The organism is Mediterraneibacter catenae (assembly GCF_008691045.1).
GTDB lineage: Bacteria > Bacillota > Clostridia > Lachnospirales > Lachnospiraceae > Mediterraneibacter > Mediterraneibacter ornithocaccae.
This window is the reverse complement of record NZ_VMSO01000020.1, coordinates 27,203-45,689: the sequence shown is the minus strand read 5'-3', so window position 1 is coordinate 45,689 and position 18,487 is coordinate 27,203. Positions and strand designations below refer to the sequence as shown.

Below are 18,487 nucleotides of genomic sequence, written 5' to 3'. Positions count from 1 at the left end.
AATCAGCTGGAACCGGGAAAGGGCTTCCTGTTCCTGCCATTGTTTGATTCTGTTTGTATTGGTATTCATATATAGTGACCTCCTTCTGAGACCACTATACCTACTGGCCCGGTGACAGACGAATCAAAACAGGTGCAATAGCATCACCATGGTACAGCAGGTAAAAAACCGCCGCTGTTGTAGATGATACGGAGGATACGCTCCAGCCAGTCCTGATGTGTTTGGCGTATGGTATCGAGCAGTGATGCATGAGAGAAAAGAAGTTCTTCTCCCAATCCAAGTATCCGGTATCCGGCATTGCGCAGGGATCCTTCAATATTTGCGAGGTTCATCTGGAACCACTGAAGCCATCGTAACATGGCCAGCAAGGAAGGCGCGTCTTCCGAATCAGCATCCTCAGATGTTACGATCCCGTCGATCACGCCGGAGATTACCTCGGCTTCATAATGCTTGTGAGGTACAAGACAATCAGGAAGCTCGTTGTGATGTCGGTGGCATTCCGTGCAGCGGAGCCTGCGGATCATAAGATACTCTTTCACGCCACCTTCCTTCTTCCGGATACGTGGTCTGGTATCGCGATACTTCAAAGTACCGCCGCAGACGGGGCAGACAAGGGTGTCATCACTGCTCATAACAAAAAACACTGGAGTCCGCCTTGTAGGTCAGTGTGTATTCTGATATAATAACCATGGTTTTTATAACTGGGTCTCAGAGTACACGACTTTCCAGGGAGGGTGCTCTGAGACTTTTTCTTTCTGTAGTCTTATGACAGTATACAGAGCAATCCGCTGACAGGCAAGTAGATCATAAATATGCTATTTTAAGAAATCAACAACAAGAGTGTCGTCTCCTGGAGTCAGCTTATTCTGAGTGAACATATTACCATCAATGCAGTTATAGTTTTCTTCCTGATATTCTTCTGCAGCCTTGAGGTAGTTCTTTTCAGCCGGTGTTTCCAGCTGATTTCCCGGCTCTGCAGCTGGATTTTGGGCAGTAAGTTCGGAAGTCTGACGGCGGTGCGTTTCCTCATCCTGCAAAAGATTTGTTAGGTGTGGAGCCAGCTGTTGTTCTTCGGTGATCATCTGGACGATTTCCGGTGTGAAGCCGGTCAGCACATCTTCGGCAACGAGTTTTCCTGTGCCGTCTACAATAACGTTGGCGGCGTCTCTTCCAAATTCATCACTTTCCATCAGATAGAATTCCCTGCCCTGGATATTGTGGCTTTCAAGAGTGTGCCACGTCCCATAATGGCCGGAAACGGCTATACCGGAAGAATCCAGATTGATGAAAGCATCAGGCTGGATAAATTCCGGGATCTGCGCAAATCCATAAGAATCGCAAAAATGGGCAGTCACTACGCCATTGTCATGCAGTACGACAACATCACTTACCGAGAGGGAATGTCCACGGAAATCTGCCGGGTGGCGCATGTTGAATTTTTCATACAGGCTTTCTAATACTTCATCAGTAGGCTTCTTACCTGCAGAACTCTCATTGTCAACAGCGCCGGAGTAAACCTTATCATAATTTCCGGCATCAATGGGAATATTGTGGGTATTCATAAACTTGGTGTTTGCAAAGCGGATCGAGTGAAGTGTGGGATCTTCTTTTAACTGGTAAATATCATAGTTGATCATAACTAAAGTCTCCTTCCTTTGATTGATTGTGGCAAGGTCTATTTCTGCCGCATGTTAAAAAGTGGATTTTATGATGTCTCCGGGAGTGGGATCTCTTCATCATCGTCATAACCTTCCCAGGTAGGGGAGAGCGGAAGAGCATCAAAATCAGCGTCACTGGTGCCATACAGTTTGTTCAGCGTATTTGTCATCAGAGAACGCATCTTTCCATCTCTGACAAAGGGGAGCGCAGTTTCCATCTCCTTGATCAGAATATAGCGGTCACTGGTATGGTAAATACACATCAGATTGATTTCTTCAACAGTATAATTCATTGTTTTGCTCATGGCAGTTTCCTTCCTTTCTTGAGATAATTTATTTATTCCAACTGTTTTTTATCATGGGTGATGGCGGGAGGTTTCTTGTCAGAAGCGGCAATCGCATTCTGTTTTGCTTTTAGTTTCTGAAGAACAGATGGTCTCTGTCCGGTCTCTTCTCTGCCTGTTCTTACAGTTCTTTCTTCGTTGTGTTCTGCATCTTTTGCGTGTGTCTGTTCCTTCTCCATAGCCAGCAGATCACGGAAGGCTACATTGACCATAACAGGATGGCAGGTGACCTGATAGGTTCTCCTTACATCGTGATGATCATTAGTAGCGCCGGGAATATGAACCTTGGCTGCCGCTTCTTTGATGTCGGGATAGTAACGGCCGTCATGATCGGCAAGCTGGATCGTGCTGGCAAGCACCAGCTTGCAGCGGTCAATCCCGTAACGTTCCGTCATTTCCCGCAGGAATTCCGGAACCCGGCGGTCATGGTAGGCAGGACCGTACTCTTTATCAAATTGTATTTTGCAGGCGTAGTTTGCCTGATGACAGATACTCCAGGTATCCATCTCCGGAGTGCCGTAAACTTCAGGCAGAGATTTGGGGAAGATAGGGCATTTCAAGTTGTGTTCTTTTTCATCCATCATCTGTTCGAACTGTTCCATAGGAATTTCCGTGACAGGCTTCTTATCGCCATGGAGAATATCAGAGATAAGGTCGTCCCGGACTTCTGAAAGCGGTGTATCGGGATCTCCGAGCTGCCCGCCGTCAATTTCCCTTAACTGATTGTCGTACAGTGTGTAGTCCCAGCATCCGTCTGATGCCTCCTGGATGTGGAGATACATGGAACTGACTTTATAACATACTTCATCAGGGTCAGCGTCTCTTTCTGCAGAACGCTGCTGCATGGCGGTACGGTGGTCTAAAATCGCCTGCAGATCGGATATGGCTTTCTGGACAAGAGGACTTTCCTTATAGTGTTCCACAAGGTTGATCCCATCCCGGTCGATCTTCCCGCCGTACATCAGCGGATAATCTCCTTCATAAATACTTCCGTCTTTCAGATGAAAGCCGACACAGGGAATGCCGTTCAAACGTTCCGGAGGTATGGAATCATAGACTGCAAGTGCTTCCTCAAGCGGTAGATTATTCTGGTATTCTCCTACGTTGGAAAATTCCATACACTCTGCAGCGTAAAAGGAGATGGAAGGCTCAGCAGGTATGGTTTCGGGTACATTTTCCAAGGGAAAATGCTTCTCTAATCGTTCCATGAGCGGCTGTGCCTTTATACTGTCTTCATCATCGGCGTCAATGACTTGCTGGAGCCATTGACGGATTCCCAGGTTAGTGCCGGAGGATAAGTCCTTTAAAATATCTTCCGGCAGAGGATCGTTCTTTCCTTCCGGCGCAGGAAAGGAATACGGGTCATAAGCCCTGCAGAATTGTGCAAGATCCTGTGCAAATTGCTGTTCAGGCGTAAACTCGACCGGTTGGATGCTTTCTGGCAATTGAAAGTAAGGGTTATCCCAGGAAGAAAAATCAATCAGTTCATACCTTTCCTGCTGACTTTTAGAGGGCTTCAGATAGTCTGCGCCGCCACTGTCATAATAAACGTCAAAGCCGGCTTCTACAGCGGAAGTATCTTCAACACCTTCCCGGTGCAGTTTATGGATTCCATATAAGAGGCGATTGCCTGTTCTGTATCCTCACTTTTGGCAGGGAAGGGCATCTGTTTTCGGAGATCGTCTGGAAGAGTATGTAAGAAATGGTCTAATTCCCTGGCAAGATACTTCACCTGAAATACCGGGATGTGCTGAATCGTGTTCTCTTCTAAAAATCGGTTTTCCCGGATCATTTCATCAATGATCTTACTGGCCTGATTCCAATTCAGGGACACCTGATCATCAGAGCCATCCGGCGTATGGAGCATAAAACGGATACGGCGTGGCTCATAATCCATATCGAGAAAGTTATTTTTCCCTGCCGGATAACGTCCGCCGGTTCCGTAGGAGTTCTTTAAAAACTCTGCTCTTTCTTTGGAATCCGGATGCTGGAGAAAGAAGGAATAGATGGAGAGTTTCCCATCTTCACTGTGTCTTGATAAAAGGTCTTCGATATCGCTTTTGGGGATATATTTGGTAAGAGGGTGGAGAATATAGTCTTCCTGCGCCGGATACTGGATACGGGGCAGGGAAAGCCGCTGGAGACGGTCTAAGAGTTTGGGTATTTTGTGGTAGTGAAAACGGAGAATGGAAGCATCCTCCTGATAATCCCGATAGAGCCTTTCCAATATGGAAATCTGTTCTGACAGGCCTCCCGGGGAAGCAAGTTTTCCGGTAAAGACTTCGACATCTTTTGGATAGTTCCCCGTGATTTCCGAAGGGTCGAAATAAGGAAAATCATGCCCGCTGTAATCAAAATCGTGATAAAGATAGAGCAGTGAGAGCGCTGCTTCCTGACATTCGTTGGGAAAAACCTGATCCAGCAGTTCCTGGGGAAGATACTGACCGAGAGACAGCAACTCCCGAATCCGGTCATGGGCGTTTTCCCAGGAGATGCTGAACGTTTCCTGGGAAGTATAGAGATTGTCCCCTGCATAAAGATGTATGCCGTATGGGTCATAAGCAGCGACAAAGGGGGTATTATTGATACGGATCCCGACTGTACCCGTGCCGTATTCCTGCGCCAGAAGCGCCATGCGCTTTTCCGGCGGGATCTCTTCCATGAAAAGAGCGGCAATCCGCAGGGAACTCTCTTTTTCATTGCTTCCAAAGATCAGGACTTCATCCAATAGTTCCCTGGGGATACGTTCCGTGAACATCACCGGAAGATCGGAAGTACCCAGTTCCCGGATCTGGTCATCGGCAGATGGAAAAGAAGGAAGAGACGCCTCTTCTGTAGTGGAATCCGGGGAGGTGCCTGTCTCTTCTAACTGTAGATCAATTCGCTCAAGACGGTCTCTTCCGCCATCTGATGGAGCATGTTCATGTGTGCTGCCCAGCCGATCGGATCTTTCTTCTTCTCCGGGGCCGGTTCGTTCTCCAGCAGCTGGCTCATCAGCAACTCGATCCGCTCCTGGGCGGTCTGCTCGATCTCTTGCAGATGTTCGTTCAGCTGGCCGCTCAGAAGCAGGCTCTGGTATGTGCCGCCCCGGTGCTGCTTCAGATAAGTCCTGCGCATCATCCCGTATTTGCCCAGTAGCACTGTCGGCGGCTTCTCTATGGTCAGTTCCGGAATCAGGTAATCTCCGGCTGTCCTGTATGACAGATTGCTCATATGCTAGTCCTCCTTTTACTATGCTTTCACGAATTAACGTGATAAATTCATTGTAAGGCATCCTCTGAGGATCTGCAAGAGGGTAGTCCCGCAGTTTTTCGAGAATTATGGAACGAATTTCACGCCCGATATCTATAAGGACGGGCTTGGCTGTTTCGTTTACGGCGAAACCTACCTGAGATAACGTATCTACTGTATTAAAACTGTGGATGTCGGCAAAATCCTCCCGGCTCAGATAATCTTCCGGGTCAAAGCCACATCGTTTCAGCAAGGTATACTGGACGCTGGCAGTGAGTGTCCGGCGGAAAAGGAGTTCCAGGTTCAGGTCGTCGAGGTCGGAGAGAAAACTGCCGGAGACAGAACGGCGGAAGTCCTCCAGATAATCCGGATAGTTTTCTGCCGCTGCGTTCTTCCCTATTTCAAGAAGTGCGTCCGGAAGGTTGGAAGGTGAGGTTTCAAAGCTATAAGTATCTTCCAGATGGGACAGGATCGGTTCATGGAAGGCTGTTTCCATCTTCCAGATAAACGGAACCAATCCCTGATATCCGGGGTGAGTATCGGTAAAGTCAAAGACATATTTCAGTTTGAGATAGCTGCCGGAATCATCCAGCAGGGCGATACCTTTGGAGCCACGGTTGACCCACCGGCGGAGATTTTTGTTCCAGACTTCAATAGACGCACAGGCAATGGCGTCCGGACGCTGTGCATAGATAAGCATCTGCTCGTGGAAAGGATATTTATAGACCCGGCTGGCAGTATCCAGAAACCGCATCCAATTTTCCGGAGTCTGCGTGATCTCCCGGGCAGTTTCGGCAGAAAGCGCCCGTATGTTTTTTACTTTGTTTGCCATAGGTTCCTCACATTCCGTAGCGGAAAAACTCTGTCAGTGTAATGCTTCGTCCGTCCCAGTCCAGATCTGCGTCCATCAGGAGAAGCTTTCCTTCTTCGTTGAGGGACAGCGGTTCTCCGCAGAGGATTGTTCCCATAAAGCCGATGTCGGCATTTGCGGATAGTTCAAAATAAATCTCCCCGCTGTCAAAACCGCCGGATAATTCATATTGGTGAAATGCTTTGGGAACGGTATCTTCCATGATCCGGCTTCTGGTGTATACTGCCGGGCTGCCGAGAATTTCCAGGGAACAGTATTCTGCGGACAGGGCGTCCATTGTTTCCACAGTGTTTGAGAGGCGGGAAAAGCTCCGGCCTGTATCCTGGGTTTTTTCTTCATTGCCGTAGGAACAGAGAAGCCTATCCATGAGATCCCGGTCCAGTGCGACGATCACAGAGAGGGACGGCGCAGGTTTTTTGCGGATCCCTTCCCGGAAAGGACACATCCGGCTGCGGGGGAGAGAGTAACATGTTCGGTGCATAGATATCATCACTCCTGTTTTTGAAATTGGCAAAGTAATGCCTTGTAATTCAAATCGATGGAAGCCCGGCTGTACGAAAAAACTTTCCATTTCACTTTTGTTCACTGTGAACAAAAGTGGGAAGAAGGCCGTATTAACTGCAAAACCGGGAAGGCAAAAGCCGTATAACCTTATTGACGTTTAAACTAATGGTAAAATATAATTAGATAAAACGGTAAACGCCAAGAGAGGGGAACGCATATGTCTTTATTTGCTGAAAGTATAAAAAAGATCCATATTGAAAACCTGATGTCGTATCTGTTTTATGGAACGGAGTCGCTGGAACATATCCTTCAGGAAGAAGAGTAACGCCTGGATTCATCCTATCTTGAAATTCACAACGCCTTGGATCGATTTTACGGAAAAGATAGAAAAGAGGAAGAAATCTCCGGAATATGGCCGGAGGAGGCTGTCAAAAACTTTGCCTCTGTCCATGATGATATTTACTTTGAAATCGGACTCTTTACAGGAGCGGAAATGTCCCGGCGTCTGTTGGAGGAATATCAGTCGGGAAAAGAGGGGATGGAGCGCCTGCTGAAAAAGAGCAATGGCCAGAAGAAAAGAGACTTCACCAAGACAGTTCTGCGGGAGATGATAGACGAACGGATGGACACAGGGCTGGAACAGACACTTCGGGATGATTCCCTTTATCGGGAAAGCAGAAAGAACTATCAAAAGGCGTTGAAAGCACTTGACGAAGGAGGATTTACACCACAGCAAGCCCGTCTGGTGGAACAGGCTTTGACAGAGAACAATGACCAGGGTGCAGACTATGGGCGTCTTGCGTATCTGCAGGCGGTGAAGGATCTGCTGTATCTCCTGCAGGGAGCGCTGTGAGCAGGAACACAACTATCATAATGTGGAGTTTTGACAGGAAAGTGGAAAACCTTACTGAGGTTCGGGAGAAATATCCTTGACCGTCAGTAAGGTTTTTTTCTTTTTTATCTGGTGCAACAATGAGCAGGGCGAAGGAAGAATAAGAAAGGCCGGAAGAAGAATCTGCCCGTATCATGCTTCCGCCGGAAAAGGAGAGGAAGATTATGAGTACATATGGGTATGTGCGTGTCAGCAGCCGGGATCAGAATGAAGACAGACAGCTGGATGCTCTGAGAGGAATGGAGATTGAGGAACGGAATATTTTTATCGACAAACAGTCGGGAAAGGATTTTGAACGCCCCCAGTATAAAAGACTGGTTCGGAAGGTAAGGCGAGAGGATCTGATCTGCATTAAAAGCATAGACCGGCTGGGGCGTAATTACACGGAGATTCAGGAACAATGGCGTTACTTTACGAAGGAAAAGGGGGCTGATATTGTCGTGCTGGATATGCCCCTTCTGGACACACGGAGAGGAAAGGATCTGATGGGAACATTTCTAAGTGATATTGTACTGCAGGTCTTATCATTTGCAGCGGAAAATGAGAGGACGAATATCAGACAGCGGCAGGCGGAGGGGATTGCAGCGGCAAAAGCCAGGGGCGTCCGTTTCGGAAGACCGCAGATCATCATGCCGGAATACTTTGGGAAAACAGTCCGATCCTGGGAAAGAAAAGAGATAACTGTGGAAGAAGCCGTCCGAAGATGTGGGGTAAGCGAATCTACGTTTTATCGGAGACTGAGGGAGTACCGGGCCGAAAAAAGGGCATAAAAAAATCAGCTGTCAGATGGTGTACCTTCTGACATTTCATTTTTAATCCATTTTTTGGCTGTTTCGTAAAGAAATTTTAATGTTTCTAAATTGAAAGATAAGGAAATTACTGTTAAATGCTAAAAACTTCTTGCTTTATCAAAAGAGATGCCTTACAATATACTGCGTAGATTAGCTATCAGAATGTACACTATTTGACATTATTTCTGTTTATGCAGAGATATTCATAAGGTGTGAGAAGAAGGTGTTATGTGGAGAAATATGTAAACACGGAATACCACTTTGTTCGTAATTCCGGCGGACTGAGCGGAAAGGAATTGGCAAAACTGTCAGATGACGAACTCGCAGAATATCTCAGGCAGGACAGTATTTTACAGGAAAAGAAAAAGTATCGGATTAATCCGGATTTTATTCTCCGGGAAATAGCAGGAGAATACACGATTATTCCGATAGGCGGCAACAATGTATTTTCCAATGCGGTAATGGCTCCAAACGAAACCGCTGTTTTTCTTTGGGAAGCATTTCAGCAGCCGAGTACGATACAGGATGTTGTAGTAGAAGCAATGCAGAAATACGATGTGACAGAAGAACAAATTTATAAATCAATCAGCAATTTTGTCAAACAATCTTTAGAGTTTAAAGTGTTAGAGGAGGTAGTGTGAAATGAAAATGAGGTGGGAAGAGCCAAGAGTTGAGGTTCAGAAGTTTATCCCGAATGAGTATGTGGCAGCTTGCTATAACATTAAATGCAATGTTCCAAGTGGTATAGGATATATTGAAACAAATGGAACACCAGGTTATCAGGAAGGTGGTTGGGGACAAAGAGGAGATCAATATTTAGCATCTGGATACGGCTGTGGAATTGTTCATTATGGAGTACCTGGAGTACCTGACGACGGCCCAGTAGCAAATGCTATGTGGCAGGAATCTGGTGGCTGGGGTGGTAGAGGAGATTATTACCCGGTTTATTATTGGTATCAGAGAGCTGCTTGGGGAGATCAGGATATTCATTTTACAAAAGTTGAAGATGCAGAATGGGAAGAAAATCCAAACGCTTCATGATTTTTTTAAACAGTACATATTACAAAGATTACAGGCGGATGATCAGCGATGGTCATCCGCTTTGCAGTAACAGGAGAATATTATGGAACCGATAGAATATCAGGGGACGATTGAACAGTTTCTGTGTGAAAAGGCCACTGTCAATCATGTGCCGATCAATGCCATTCTGGAACTGACGCCGCTGTGCAACATGAATTGTGATATGTGCTTTGTCCGGCTGAGCGCAGAAGAGATGAAGCAGAAAGGCCGTTTGAGGAGCGCAGAAGAATGGATCGGGCTTGGCAGAGAAATGAAAGAAGCGGGGACTTTGTTTGTGCTGTTTACCGGCGGAGAGCCATTGCTGCATCCGGAGTTTAAGAAAATCTATGTTGCTTATAAGCGAATGGGAATGATCCTCACAGTCAATACCAACGGGACGATGATCGACGAACAGTGGGCAGATTTCTTTGCTGAATATCCGCCACGCAGGATCAATCTCACTTTATACGGAAAGGACGAGCATACTTATCAGAAGTTATGCCACTATCCGGAAGGATTCGGCAAAGCACTGCGGGCAATACAGCTTCTACAGGAGCGGAAGGTGGATGTAAAAGTAAACGGCAGTATCACTCCGGAAAACGCAGGGGACATAGAGGAACTGTTTTCGATTGTTGATCAAATGGATGCAGTGTGGAAGTTTGACACCTATATGTATCCCGCTTCCCGTGAGCGAAATCATCTGTTTGAAGAAAAGTCCAGGATGACGCCGGAAGAGGCTGCAGCTGCCAGGGTAAAACTGATGGAAAAACGGCAGGGAAAGGAAAAGTTTTCGGAGTTTGTGCAGCATTTTTTAGAGCAGGGTGAAGCGGAGCCTGGAGAGTATACAGCCGGTGAAGTAAAGTGCCGTGCCGGAAGAAGCTCTTTTATGGTCAACTGGCAAGGGATGATGCGTCCCTGTGTCATGCTTTCTGATCCGGAAGAGCCGGTGTTTGACATTGGATTTGCGAAAGCGTGGGAAAGGATAACCGAGAGATTCGGGAAAGTACGGCTCAGTGCAGAGTGCAGCGCCTGTACAATGCGGGATGTATGTCAGACCTGCGCCGCCTGTGCAGTGCTGGAGACTGGCAGCTTTGACGGAACGCCGGAATATATGTGCCGATATACCAAGGAGACACTGAGACTTTTAAGAGAAGCACTGAAAGAAAAACAGGAGGCGGGCATAGATGGATAAACATTTCTGCGTCGGATCGTTCCGCTTCCGGCTTGTCTGTGAAAGAGAAATTGACATTCCACACAATTTCTCTTTGTTTGAAAGTTCCAGCCATAATTCTTCAGAATTTACTTACCATATGACAATAGCAGATTATTTTCCTTCTGTGGAGGGAACAATACTCGCCAGAAGACCGGATCTGACCGTATACGGGACAGATACCGGAGAAGCCCGCCTTATCGGCATTAAAGGGCAATCTAAGCCGTATGCTCTTTACCGTGAATTATCCGGTCAGGAGGCAGAAGTCCATCTTGCGGCTGAAGCGGTGGATGACCTGCGCTTTGATCCGGTATTTACCTCCCTGTTTGCTTTGGAAAGGCAGATGATACGAAGGGACAGTATGATCCTGCACTGTGCTTATATAAAATATCATGGGAAAGCAATCCTGTTTTCTGCTCCATCAGAGACCGGAAAGTCTACGCAGGCCGGACTGTGGGAAAGATACCGGGGAAGTGAGACGGTCAACGGGGATCGGGCGCTGCTCAGGAAAATAGACGGACGCTGGACTGCCTGCGGATGGCCGGTCTGTGGAACTTCTGAAATTTGTCATTTGAAAGATACTCCAATCCATGCAGTTGTCATGTTGCGGCAGGGGAAAGAGAACCAGGTGGAACGATTCTCTCCTGTACAGGCGTTCACACAGCTTTACAGTCAGATTACAGTCAATCAATGGAACAGGGATTTTGTTCAGAGAACAGCGGAACTGATTGAAGACCTTGTAGTACATGTGCCCGTGTGGCAGCTTACATGCAATATTTCGGAGAATGCCGTACGGTGTCTGGAAACTGTGTTATTTCCAGAAGATATTTCCGGGAGGTGGGACTTGTTATGAAGTATAAGGATCTGACCGGATTGCGGATAGGGAAACTGACTGTATTGGAACCAACTGAAGAGCGAGTCCGCAGTGCTGTTGTGTGGAGATGCCGCTGCGACTGCGGAAATGAAATCCTGGTAGAAAGCAGACGGTTGAAGCCGGGAGTAATCTACAGCTGCGGCTGTGAAAAGAATCCCTATGATGGCATTAAGGATTTGACCGGGCTGCAATTTGGCAAGCTGACGGTAAAAGGTAGATCCGGCAATAAAACAAAGGACGGGAATCCTTTATGGCTCTGCCAATGTGAGTGTGGAAATACCATAGAGACGACAAAAAGGCGTCTGATTACGGGAAATACCAGCAGCTGCGGCTGTGGAAAAACACCGCCATTAAAAGACTGGATAGGGAAACGATTCGGGAAACTGACGGTTTTGTCTTATGTAAAGAAAGAAAAAGGTTTCCATGTCTGGCACTGCCGCTGTGACTGTGGAAATGAAGTGGATGTGCGGCAGTCCAATCTGCAGAACGGATGGACGAGAAGTTGCGGCTGTCAGCGGGATCCGCAGAAAAATCTGCATTATGCCAATGGGACCTGCCTGGAAATGCTGCGCAGCGACGTAGTGTATAAGACAAACACCAGTGGAGTCAAAGGCGTTTATTACAGCAAAAAAAGGGATAAATGGATTGCTCAGATCATGTTCCAGCAGAAATGCTATTATCTTGGAGGATATGACCGGATTGAGGATGCGGCAGAAGCCAGAGCTGAGGCAGAAGAGAAGATATTTGGGGATTTCCAGAGATGGTATTACGATGAATTTCCTGAAATCAGAGATAAAAAGATGAAAAAGAAGACGGAATGTTCAGAATCGGTGGTGTGAAATGAAAGTATGATACTTGTTTTTTTCGTTTATCCGGTTTAAAATGGTATTCATATAAAGGAATCCATTTGTAAAAGTTTTAGAATAGATGTGCTGTCAGGTAATACAGTGGCATTTTTAGTAGAGCAATCGAGCAGTTGTTATCAATATAGGATGGACAGTGCGGAATCATCCTATGAGTGTACAAAAGCATTACTGACAGTGATCGACAATGAACTGGCGGAGATCATACCCATAGGTGATCTTATACTTTTAGAAGATCCGGAACTGCCGGAGAAGCCTCTGATCAATGGCTGGAAGACAGAACTGGCAGCAGGGATTGCTGCGGGAGGTGTTTTCGGAAGTGTGATCACGGTGTATTTGCGGAAGGTCAAAAAGAAGGAAAGTATAAATTGATCGGCCGGCGGGTAAAGACATCATTTGCAGGAAATACTGTTTCCATATCATAACTTTTTTGGAGGCTGTAACATGGCTAATATACTTTTCTTGATCATAGACATGCAGAATGGATTTATTAACAATTTCACAGAAGACCTTATCCCCAAAATCCTCGATTTTCAAGCTAAAATCGGGGATTCCGTGCTTACAGCGGGAACGCGCTATGTAAATCATGAGCATACGGCATGCTATATGTTCGAGGGTTGGAAAAGTTGTATGGCGGGAACGAAGGAAGCAGAGGTCGTGCCTGCACTCCGCGGATGCATGGCAAAAGTATTTGACAAAGATAAGTACAGCTGCTGGAACGAAGAGATGAAAGCATTTGTGCGGGAGAATGAGATTGAGAAGATATATTTTGCCGGTGTGAATACAGGATGCTGTGTCCTGAACAGCGTCCTTGACTGCTATAATGATCTCGTTGACTGCGCGGTGATAGAGGATCTCTGCGGTTCCACATCAGGGGAAGAAGAGCATGAAGCCGCATTGACGGTTCTTAGAAGCTGTATTACCGAAGAACGGGTGATAACGGCAGCGCAGGCCTATACAAATGTTGAATGCCGAAAATAATGCAGTAAAAGAACGACTCAAGTACATGGAACGTGAACAGATGAAACAGTTCCGGATGTTAAAGTAAAACACCTGTCGATATCCTGTACGGAGTGAAAAGGTGATTGTATTTTTCACTCTGTTACGCTATAATAGAAAAGGATTTATAAAACCAGACAAATCCCGGCGGCCGCCACATTACCGGCGCTGCAGGGAGTTAGAATTGGAGGAGAAGAAAAATGTTAGTATCAGCAACAGAAATGCTTCAGAAAGCAAAAGCAGGTCACTACGCAGTAGGCCAGTTCAACATCAACAATCTTGAGTGGACAAAAGCGATCCTTTTAACAGCGCAGGAGTGCAATTCACCGGTTATCCTCGGTGTATCTGAGGGCGCAGGAAAATATATGGCAGGCTACAAGACAGTTGTAGGTATGGTAAACGGAATGCTCGAAGAGCTGAACATCACTGTTCCGGTTGCACTGCACCTGGATCACGGCAGCTATGACGGATGCCTGAAATGTGTAGAGGCAGGATTCTCCTCTATCATGTTCGACGGATCACACTATCCGATCGATGAGAACGTAGCTAAGACAACAGAGCTTGTTAAGATCGCACACGAGCACGGCATGTCTCTCGAGGCAGAGGTCGGAGCAATCGGCGGCGAGGAAGACGGCGTTGTCGGCAAGGGCGAGTGCGCTGATCCGGACGAGTGCAAGATGATCGCAGATCTCGGCATCGATTTCCTGGCAGCAGGTATCGGAAACATCCACGGCGTATATCCGGACAACTGGGAAGGATTAAGCTTTGAGACTCTGGATGCGATCCAGCAGAAGACAGGCGATATGCCGCTCGTACTTCACGGCGGTACAGGTATCCCGGATGATATGATCAAGAAAGCGATCGATCTTGGTGTAGCTAAGATCAACGTTAATACAGAGTGCCAGATCGTATTTGCTGAAGCAACACGCGAGTACATCGAGGCTGGAAAAGACAAACAGGGCAAAGGATTTGATCCGCGTAAACTCCTGAAACCGGGTGCAGAAGCAATCATGGCTAAAGTGAAAGAGAAAATGGAGTTATTCGGCTCTGTAGGAAAAGCCTGAAAATTTTTCAGTTAAACCAGAAGAATTTTTTGACAAATTTCACTTGCCTTTTTGGAGTGATTGAGTTATACTGTCACACGTAGACAAGAACAAGGGCGTTCCAAGATAGCTTGGAGTGCCCTTTTTTCGTAGGAACCTCACTTCGGAACCTGCGGAACACTATAAGAGGACAGTTCAGGCAGCGCCATTCGCAAAGCTGAACTGTTACAACAAAAAGGAAGGGATCAAATATGAGCACAGAAAAGATCAATGTAGCTGAAATCTTCGGAGAAAATGTTTTCAACGATACTGTGATGCAGGAGCGTCTTCCGAAAAAGGTATACAAGAATCTGAAAAAGACGATTGAAGAAGGAAAAGAGCTGGATCTCGAGACTGCCGACGTTATCGCGCATGAGATGAAAGAGTGGGCAATCGAGAAAGGCGCGACACACTATACACACTGGTTCCTGCCGCTGACGGGTGTTACGGCAGAGAAACATGACTCCTTTATCTCTGCGCCGCTGCCGAGCGGAAAGGTGCTGATGAGTTTCTCCGGTAAAGAGCTGATCAAAGGCGAGCCGGATGCTTCTTCATTTCCGTCAGGAGGCTTGAGAGCCACATTTGAGGCGAGAGGTTATACAGCATGGGATTGTACATCACCGGCGTTTGTGAGACAGGACGCGGCGGGAGCGACACTCTGCATCCCGACAGCATTCTGCTCCTACACAGGAGAAGCACTGGATCAGAAGACACCGCTCCTTCGTTCTATGGAAGCGATCAACAAACAGGCGCTGCGTCTGTTAAGACTGTTTGGCAATACAACATCCAGGAAAGTGACTCCGTCCGTAGGTCCGGAGCAGGAGTATTTCCTTGTAGATGCAGAGAAGTTCGAGCAGAGGAAAGACCTGATTTATACAGGACGTACACTCTTCGGAGCAATGCCGCCGAAAGGCCAGGAGCTTGACGATCACTACTTTGGAACGATCCGCCAGAGGATCGCCGCATTTATGAAAGATGTAAATGAAGAGCTGTGGAAAGTCGGAGTTACGGCAAAGACACAGCACAATGAAGTGGCTCCTGCACAGCACGAGCTGGCTCCGATCTACGCAGAGGCGAACATTGCGGTAGACCACAACCAGATTGTAATGCAGACCTTGAAGAGGGTTGCATGCCAGCACGGACTCAAATGCCTTCTCCATGAGAAACCGTTCGCGGGCGTCAATGGTTCCGGAAAGCACAACAACTGGTCTATCACAACGGATGACGGCATCAATATGCTCGATCCGGGCAAGACGCCTCATGAGAATACACAGTTCCTGCTCGTGCTGACATGTATCTTAAGAGCAGTGAACATGCATGCAGATCTCCTGAGGGAATCTGCGGCAGATCCGGGAAATGACCACAGACTGGGAGCCAACGAGGCACCGCCGGCTATCATTTCCGTTTTCCTTGGCGAACAGCTTGAGGATGTGCTTGACCAGCTTATCAGCACAGGAGAAGCTACTCACAGCCTGAAGGGCGGCAAACTCGAAACCGGAGTCCGCACACTTCCGGAACTGTCCAAAGATGCAACAGACAGAAACCGTACATCACCGTTCGCGTTTACAGGAAACAAATTCGAGTTCCGTATGGTCGGATCCCGTGATTCCATTGCTTCTCCGAACATTGTGCTCAATACGATCGTTGCAGAGGCGTTCGCGGATGCATGCGATGTACTTGAGAAAGCAGATGATTTTGATCTGGCGGTACATGATCTGATCAAGAAATATGCAACAGAGAACCAGAGAATCGTCTTCAATGGCGACGGTTATTCTGAAGCGTGGGTAGAGGAGGCTGAGAAAAGAGGCCTGCCGAACATCCGCTCCATGGTAGAGGCAATTCCGGCTATGGTGACAGATACAGCGGTAGATCTCTTCGAGAGATTCGGCGTGTTCACAAAAGCCGAGCTGGAATCCCGTGCGGAGATCCAGTACGAGACATATGCGAAAGCGATCAATATCGAGGCACGCACGATGATCGACATGGCAAGCAAACAGTTTATGCCGGCGTTCATCAAATATACAAAGACACTTGCCGACACTGTCAATGCAGTGACGGCAGCAGGAGCAGATGCGTCTGTACAGAATGAAGTGCTTAATGAAGTAACTGCTCTTATGGGAGAAACCAAGAAAGCTCTCGATGCACTGGTCAAAGTCACGGATGAGGCTGCTGCAAAAGAAGAAGGCGCCGTGCAGGCGAACTTCTATCATTCGGATGTGTTCCCGGCTATGGAAGCGCTGCGTGCGCCGGTTGATAAGCTGGAGATGATCGTAGACAAAGAAGCATGGCCGATGCCGTCCTACGGCGACCTGATCTTTGAAGTATAGATCGATAGAAGAAATGAAGAAATGGGCAGTGAAACGGCCTGAAAACACAGTTTAATACAGATACCTGTCTCCCGGCAGGGAAAGATACACCTCTCTCTCTTTCCCCGCCGGGATTTTTTTGCGATTGACTGGGGAGAGGTTTTCACATATGATAAATGACAGAGGGTGGAGGATGTACAGCAGACTGTGGAAGGAGGAACGATATGGCCAGGAAGAAGAAACAGGTGGCGGAATTCCGCTATTATCAGATGCCGGAAAACCGTGTGCTGTTCGCTCTGCTGGGAGAAAAATGGAGACAGCAGTATGGGCGGGATATTGATTATCTTCATTTTCATAATTATCTTGAGATCGGTTACTGTTATGAAGGCAGCGGTTATATGACTCTTGGGGAGAAGGAAATCAGCTATCATGGGGGAATGTTTACTGTAATTCCGAAAAATTACCTGCATACGACGAACAGTATGCCGGGAAAGCTCAGCAGCTGGGAATATCTGTTTGTGGATGTGGAGAAGTTACTGGAGAAAATGGTTGCGGGAATACCGGGATGTGCGGAGCAGATGGCGCGCAGGATCAACAGTCGGGCTATCTTTGCGGAAAGCAGCAAGTATCCGCATCTGGCAGATCTTATCAAAGCGATTATGAATATTATCCGCAGCGGTGAGATGTACTGTCAGCAGGAAGCGGAAGGGCTTATGCTGGCCTTTCTCACCGAGGTGGCGCGGCGAAACGGAGAGAACAGCGAGACATACAGTCAGAATACCAGAACAGGGATGAAACTAAAATCCGATAACCTTTTTCTCCGTATTATAGATTATATCAGCGAACACTACGGAGAAGCGCTCAAAATAAGCGACATTGCAAAGTGGGCGCATATCAGTGAGACTCAGTTCAGGAGAATGTTTTCCTCGTATATGAATATGAGTCCTCTGGAGTATATCAATGTGGTCAGGATACAGGCAGCCTGCGAGTATCTGAAGAAGACAGACGAGCCTGTGGCGATGATAGCAGCAAAGTGCGGGTTTACTGTCAGCTCTACTTTTAACCGGAATTTCCGGCATATTACGGGGGTCTCTCCGGCTGAATGGCGGAAACGTCCTGAGAATTATGAACAGCAGATACTGAGATTTCAGATACACTCGGAGGAAGGATGGTAGAAATATGTACAGTTCAAAATTAACGGCACAGGTTGTAAGGGAAAAAAAGTCAGGAACGGGACTGCTCAAAGCGGTGATGATTATATTCGGTGTTCTGTTCGTACTTATGGGAATCGTGTTTTCCAGAGGGTTTATGCTGCCGGGATTTCTTCTTGTGGGACTTTATTTTGTTTATGATGTTTTCAGTCAGAAGGAATATGAGTATACGCTGGAAGGAACCAATTTTTCGATTGATGTGATACTGGGCAGAAAGCACCGCAGGGAAGCGCATGTGCTAAATCTCCAGGAATTGGAAGTCGTGGCGCCGAACTGGCATGAAAGTGTGGCAAAATACAGAGTGAAGGGCGGAACGGAAAAACTGAAAAAGTATGATTATACATCTTATAATGATGATATTCCCTATTATACGATGATTATCGTAGAGGACGGGAGAAAAATCAAAATTTTGCTGGATCTGAACAGTGAAATGCTTCATGAGATGAAGAGAATGTGCCCGGATAAAGTATATTTTGCATAAAATATATTATCTGCAGATGGATAAAATCCACAAAAACAATCTCTGCAAGATTAAAAATAGTGCAAAATAGATAAAAATAGTTGAAAATGCACATTATGTGTATGAATATGC

Annotated in this window: 19 protein-coding genes; 13 read left to right on the top strand and 6 right to left on the bottom strand. The window is 46.9% G+C overall.

Annotated elements, in window-relative coordinates; translation table 11 throughout:
- Nucleotides 1-143 precede the first annotated feature (143 nt).
- The 6 genes from FNY66_RS12575 to FNY66_RS12545 all read right to left on the bottom strand — a co-directional run bounded on the left by FNY66_RS12575 (nucleotide 144) and on the right by FNY66_RS12545 (nucleotide 6,585).
- Entirely contained in the window at nucleotides 144-644 is a 501-nt protein-coding gene (locus FNY66_RS12575; RefSeq protein ID WP_150311373.1) for a DUF6431 domain-containing protein, read from the bottom strand.
- A 171-nt stretch (nucleotides 645-815) separates the two neighbouring features.
- The gene (locus FNY66_RS12570; protein ID WP_150311372.1) at nucleotides 816-1,637 is read right to left on the bottom strand and encodes a YodL domain-containing protein; all 822 of its coding nucleotides are present in this window, start codon (nucleotides 1,635-1,637) and stop codon (nucleotides 816-818) included.
- A 68-nt stretch (nucleotides 1,638-1,705) separates the two neighbouring features.
- Nucleotides 1,706-1,963 carry a transposon-transfer assisting family protein gene (locus FNY66_RS12565; RefSeq protein WP_229409517.1) on the bottom strand — a complete coding sequence of 86 codons (258 nt, stop codon included), beginning with the start codon at nucleotides 1,961-1,963 and terminating at the stop codon, nucleotides 1,706-1,708.
- 32 nt (nucleotides 1,964-1,995) lie between these two features.
- Entirely contained in the window at nucleotides 1,996-3,447 is a 1,452-nt protein-coding gene (locus FNY66_RS12560) for an LPD16 domain-containing protein (RefSeq protein ID WP_150311371.1), read from the bottom strand.
- 119 nt (nucleotides 3,448-3,566) lie between these two features.
- On the bottom strand, nucleotides 3,567-6,065 hold the full coding sequence (locus FNY66_RS16285) for a hypothetical protein (RefSeq protein WP_456299298.1): 2,499 nt from the start codon (nucleotides 6,063-6,065) through the stop codon (nucleotides 3,567-3,569).
- Nucleotides 6,066-6,072: 7 nt separating this feature from the next.
- Nucleotides 6,073-6,585, bottom strand: coding sequence for an LPD28 domain-containing protein (locus FNY66_RS12545; RefSeq protein WP_150311368.1), 513 nt, complete (start codon nucleotides 6,583-6,585; stop codon nucleotides 6,073-6,075).
- A 384-nt stretch (nucleotides 6,586-6,969) separates the two neighbouring features.
- On the opposite strand from FNY66_RS12545, the gene FNY66_RS12540 reads away from it, so the two are divergent.
- The 13 genes from FNY66_RS12540 to FNY66_RS12480 all read left to right on the top strand — a co-directional run bounded on the left by FNY66_RS12540 (nucleotide 6,970) and on the right by FNY66_RS12480 (nucleotide 18,376).
- Entirely contained in the window at nucleotides 6,970-7,461 is a 492-nt protein-coding gene (locus tag FNY66_RS12540) for a hypothetical protein (protein ID WP_150311367.1), read from the top strand.
- A 203-nt stretch (nucleotides 7,462-7,664) separates the two neighbouring features.
- On the top strand, nucleotides 7,665-8,270 hold the full coding sequence (locus FNY66_RS12535) for a recombinase family protein (RefSeq protein ID WP_330581343.1): 606 nt from the start codon (nucleotides 7,665-7,667) through the stop codon (nucleotides 8,268-8,270).
- A gap of 251 nt (nucleotides 8,271-8,521) precedes the next feature.
- A complete protein-coding gene (locus FNY66_RS12530; protein WP_190324840.1) occupies nucleotides 8,522-8,932 on the top strand; it encodes a PqqD family protein in 411 nt (136 codons plus the stop codon).
- Between the two features lies 1 nt (nucleotide 8,933).
- Nucleotides 8,934-9,332, top strand: a complete 399-nt coding sequence (locus FNY66_RS12525; protein WP_150311365.1) for a hypothetical protein — start codon at nucleotides 8,934-8,936, stop codon at nucleotides 9,330-9,332.
- An 82-nt stretch (nucleotides 9,333-9,414) separates the two neighbouring features.
- Nucleotides 9,415-10,542, top strand: coding sequence for a radical SAM protein (locus FNY66_RS12520; RefSeq protein ID WP_150311364.1), 1,128 nt, complete (start codon nucleotides 9,415-9,417; stop codon nucleotides 10,540-10,542).
- Nucleotides 10,535-11,413, top strand: a complete 879-nt coding sequence (locus FNY66_RS12515) for a hypothetical protein (RefSeq protein ID WP_150311363.1) — start codon at nucleotides 10,535-10,537, stop codon at nucleotides 11,411-11,413. Before FNY66_RS12520 ends, FNY66_RS12515 begins: the two co-directional genes overlap by 8 nt.
- On the top strand, nucleotides 11,410-12,273 hold the full coding sequence (locus FNY66_RS12510) for an AP2 domain-containing protein (protein ID WP_190324839.1): 864 nt from the start codon (nucleotides 11,410-11,412) through the stop codon (nucleotides 12,271-12,273). Before FNY66_RS12515 ends, FNY66_RS12510 begins: the two co-directional genes overlap by 4 nt.
- 108 nt (nucleotides 12,274-12,381) lie before the next feature.
- On the top strand, nucleotides 12,382-12,669 hold the full coding sequence (locus FNY66_RS12505; protein ID WP_150311361.1) for a hypothetical protein: 288 nt from the start codon (nucleotides 12,382-12,384) through the stop codon (nucleotides 12,667-12,669).
- A gap of 72 nt (nucleotides 12,670-12,741) precedes the next feature.
- Complete coding sequence (locus tag FNY66_RS12500) at nucleotides 12,742-13,278, top strand: cysteine hydrolase family protein (RefSeq protein ID WP_150311360.1); 537 nt, start codon at nucleotides 12,742-12,744, stop codon at nucleotides 13,276-13,278.
- Nucleotides 13,279-13,496: 218 nt separating this feature from the next.
- Nucleotides 13,497-14,360: a class II fructose-1,6-bisphosphate aldolase gene (fba, locus tag FNY66_RS12495; RefSeq protein WP_087151334.1), complete on the top strand. Its 864-nt coding sequence runs from the start codon at nucleotides 13,497-13,499 to the stop codon at nucleotides 14,358-14,360.
- Between the two features lie 230 nt (nucleotides 14,361-14,590).
- Entirely contained in the window at nucleotides 14,591-16,705 is a 2,115-nt protein-coding gene (locus tag FNY66_RS12490; protein WP_150311359.1) for a glutamine synthetase III family protein, read from the top strand.
- A gap of 203 nt (nucleotides 16,706-16,908) precedes the next feature.
- Nucleotides 16,909-17,859: an AraC family transcriptional regulator gene (locus FNY66_RS12485; protein WP_150311358.1), complete on the top strand. Its 951-nt coding sequence runs from the start codon at nucleotides 16,909-16,911 to the stop codon at nucleotides 17,857-17,859.
- A 4-nt stretch (nucleotides 17,860-17,863) separates the two neighbouring features.
- Nucleotides 17,864-18,376, top strand: a complete 513-nt coding sequence (locus FNY66_RS12480) for a hypothetical protein (RefSeq protein ID WP_150311357.1) — start codon at nucleotides 17,864-17,866, stop codon at nucleotides 18,374-18,376.
- Nucleotides 18,377-18,487 lie beyond the last annotated feature (111 nt).

Excerpts from the sequence above, each read along its gene's own strand:
- FNY66_RS12545 (WP_150311368.1), bottom strand. The coding sequence starts at position 6,585 with ATGCACCGAACATGTTACTCTCTCCCCCGCAGCCGGATGTGTCCTTTC.
- FNY66_RS12485 (WP_150311358.1), top strand. The coding sequence starts at position 16,909 with ATGGCCAGGAAGAAGAAACAGGTGGCGGAATTCCGCTATTATCAGATG.
- FNY66_RS12535 (WP_330581343.1), top strand. The coding sequence starts at position 7,665 with ATGAGTACATATGGGTATGTGCGTGTCAGCAGCCGGGATCAGAATGAA.
- FNY66_RS12565 (WP_229409517.1), bottom strand. The coding sequence starts at position 1,963 with ATGAGCAAAACAATGAATTATACTGTTGAAGAAATCAATCTGATGTGT.
- FNY66_RS12490 (WP_150311359.1), top strand. The coding sequence starts at position 14,591 with ATGAGCACAGAAAAGATCAATGTAGCTGAAATCTTCGGAGAAAATGTT.
- FNY66_RS12570 (WP_150311372.1), bottom strand. The coding sequence starts at position 1,637 with ATGATCAACTATGATATTTACCAGTTAAAAGAAGATCCCACACTTCAC.
- FNY66_RS12480 (WP_150311357.1), top strand. The coding sequence starts at position 17,864 with ATGTACAGTTCAAAATTAACGGCACAGGTTGTAAGGGAAAAAAAGTCA.
- FNY66_RS12520 (WP_150311364.1), top strand. The coding sequence starts at position 9,415 with ATGGAACCGATAGAATATCAGGGGACGATTGAACAGTTTCTGTGTGAA.
- FNY66_RS12525 (WP_150311365.1), top strand. The coding sequence starts at position 8,934 with ATGAAAATGAGGTGGGAAGAGCCAAGAGTTGAGGTTCAGAAGTTTATC.
- fba (WP_087151334.1), top strand. The coding sequence starts at position 13,497 with ATGTTAGTATCAGCAACAGAAATGCTTCAGAAAGCAAAAGCAGGTCAC.
- FNY66_RS16285 (WP_456299298.1), bottom strand. The coding sequence starts at position 6,065 with ATGGCAAACAAAGTAAAAAACATACGGGCGCTTTCTGCCGAAACTGCC.
- FNY66_RS12500 (WP_150311360.1), top strand. The coding sequence starts at position 12,742 with ATGGCTAATATACTTTTCTTGATCATAGACATGCAGAATGGATTTATT.
- FNY66_RS12510 (WP_190324839.1), top strand. The coding sequence starts at position 11,410 with ATGAAGTATAAGGATCTGACCGGATTGCGGATAGGGAAACTGACTGTA.
- FNY66_RS12515 (WP_150311363.1), top strand. The coding sequence starts at position 10,535 with ATGGATAAACATTTCTGCGTCGGATCGTTCCGCTTCCGGCTTGTCTGT.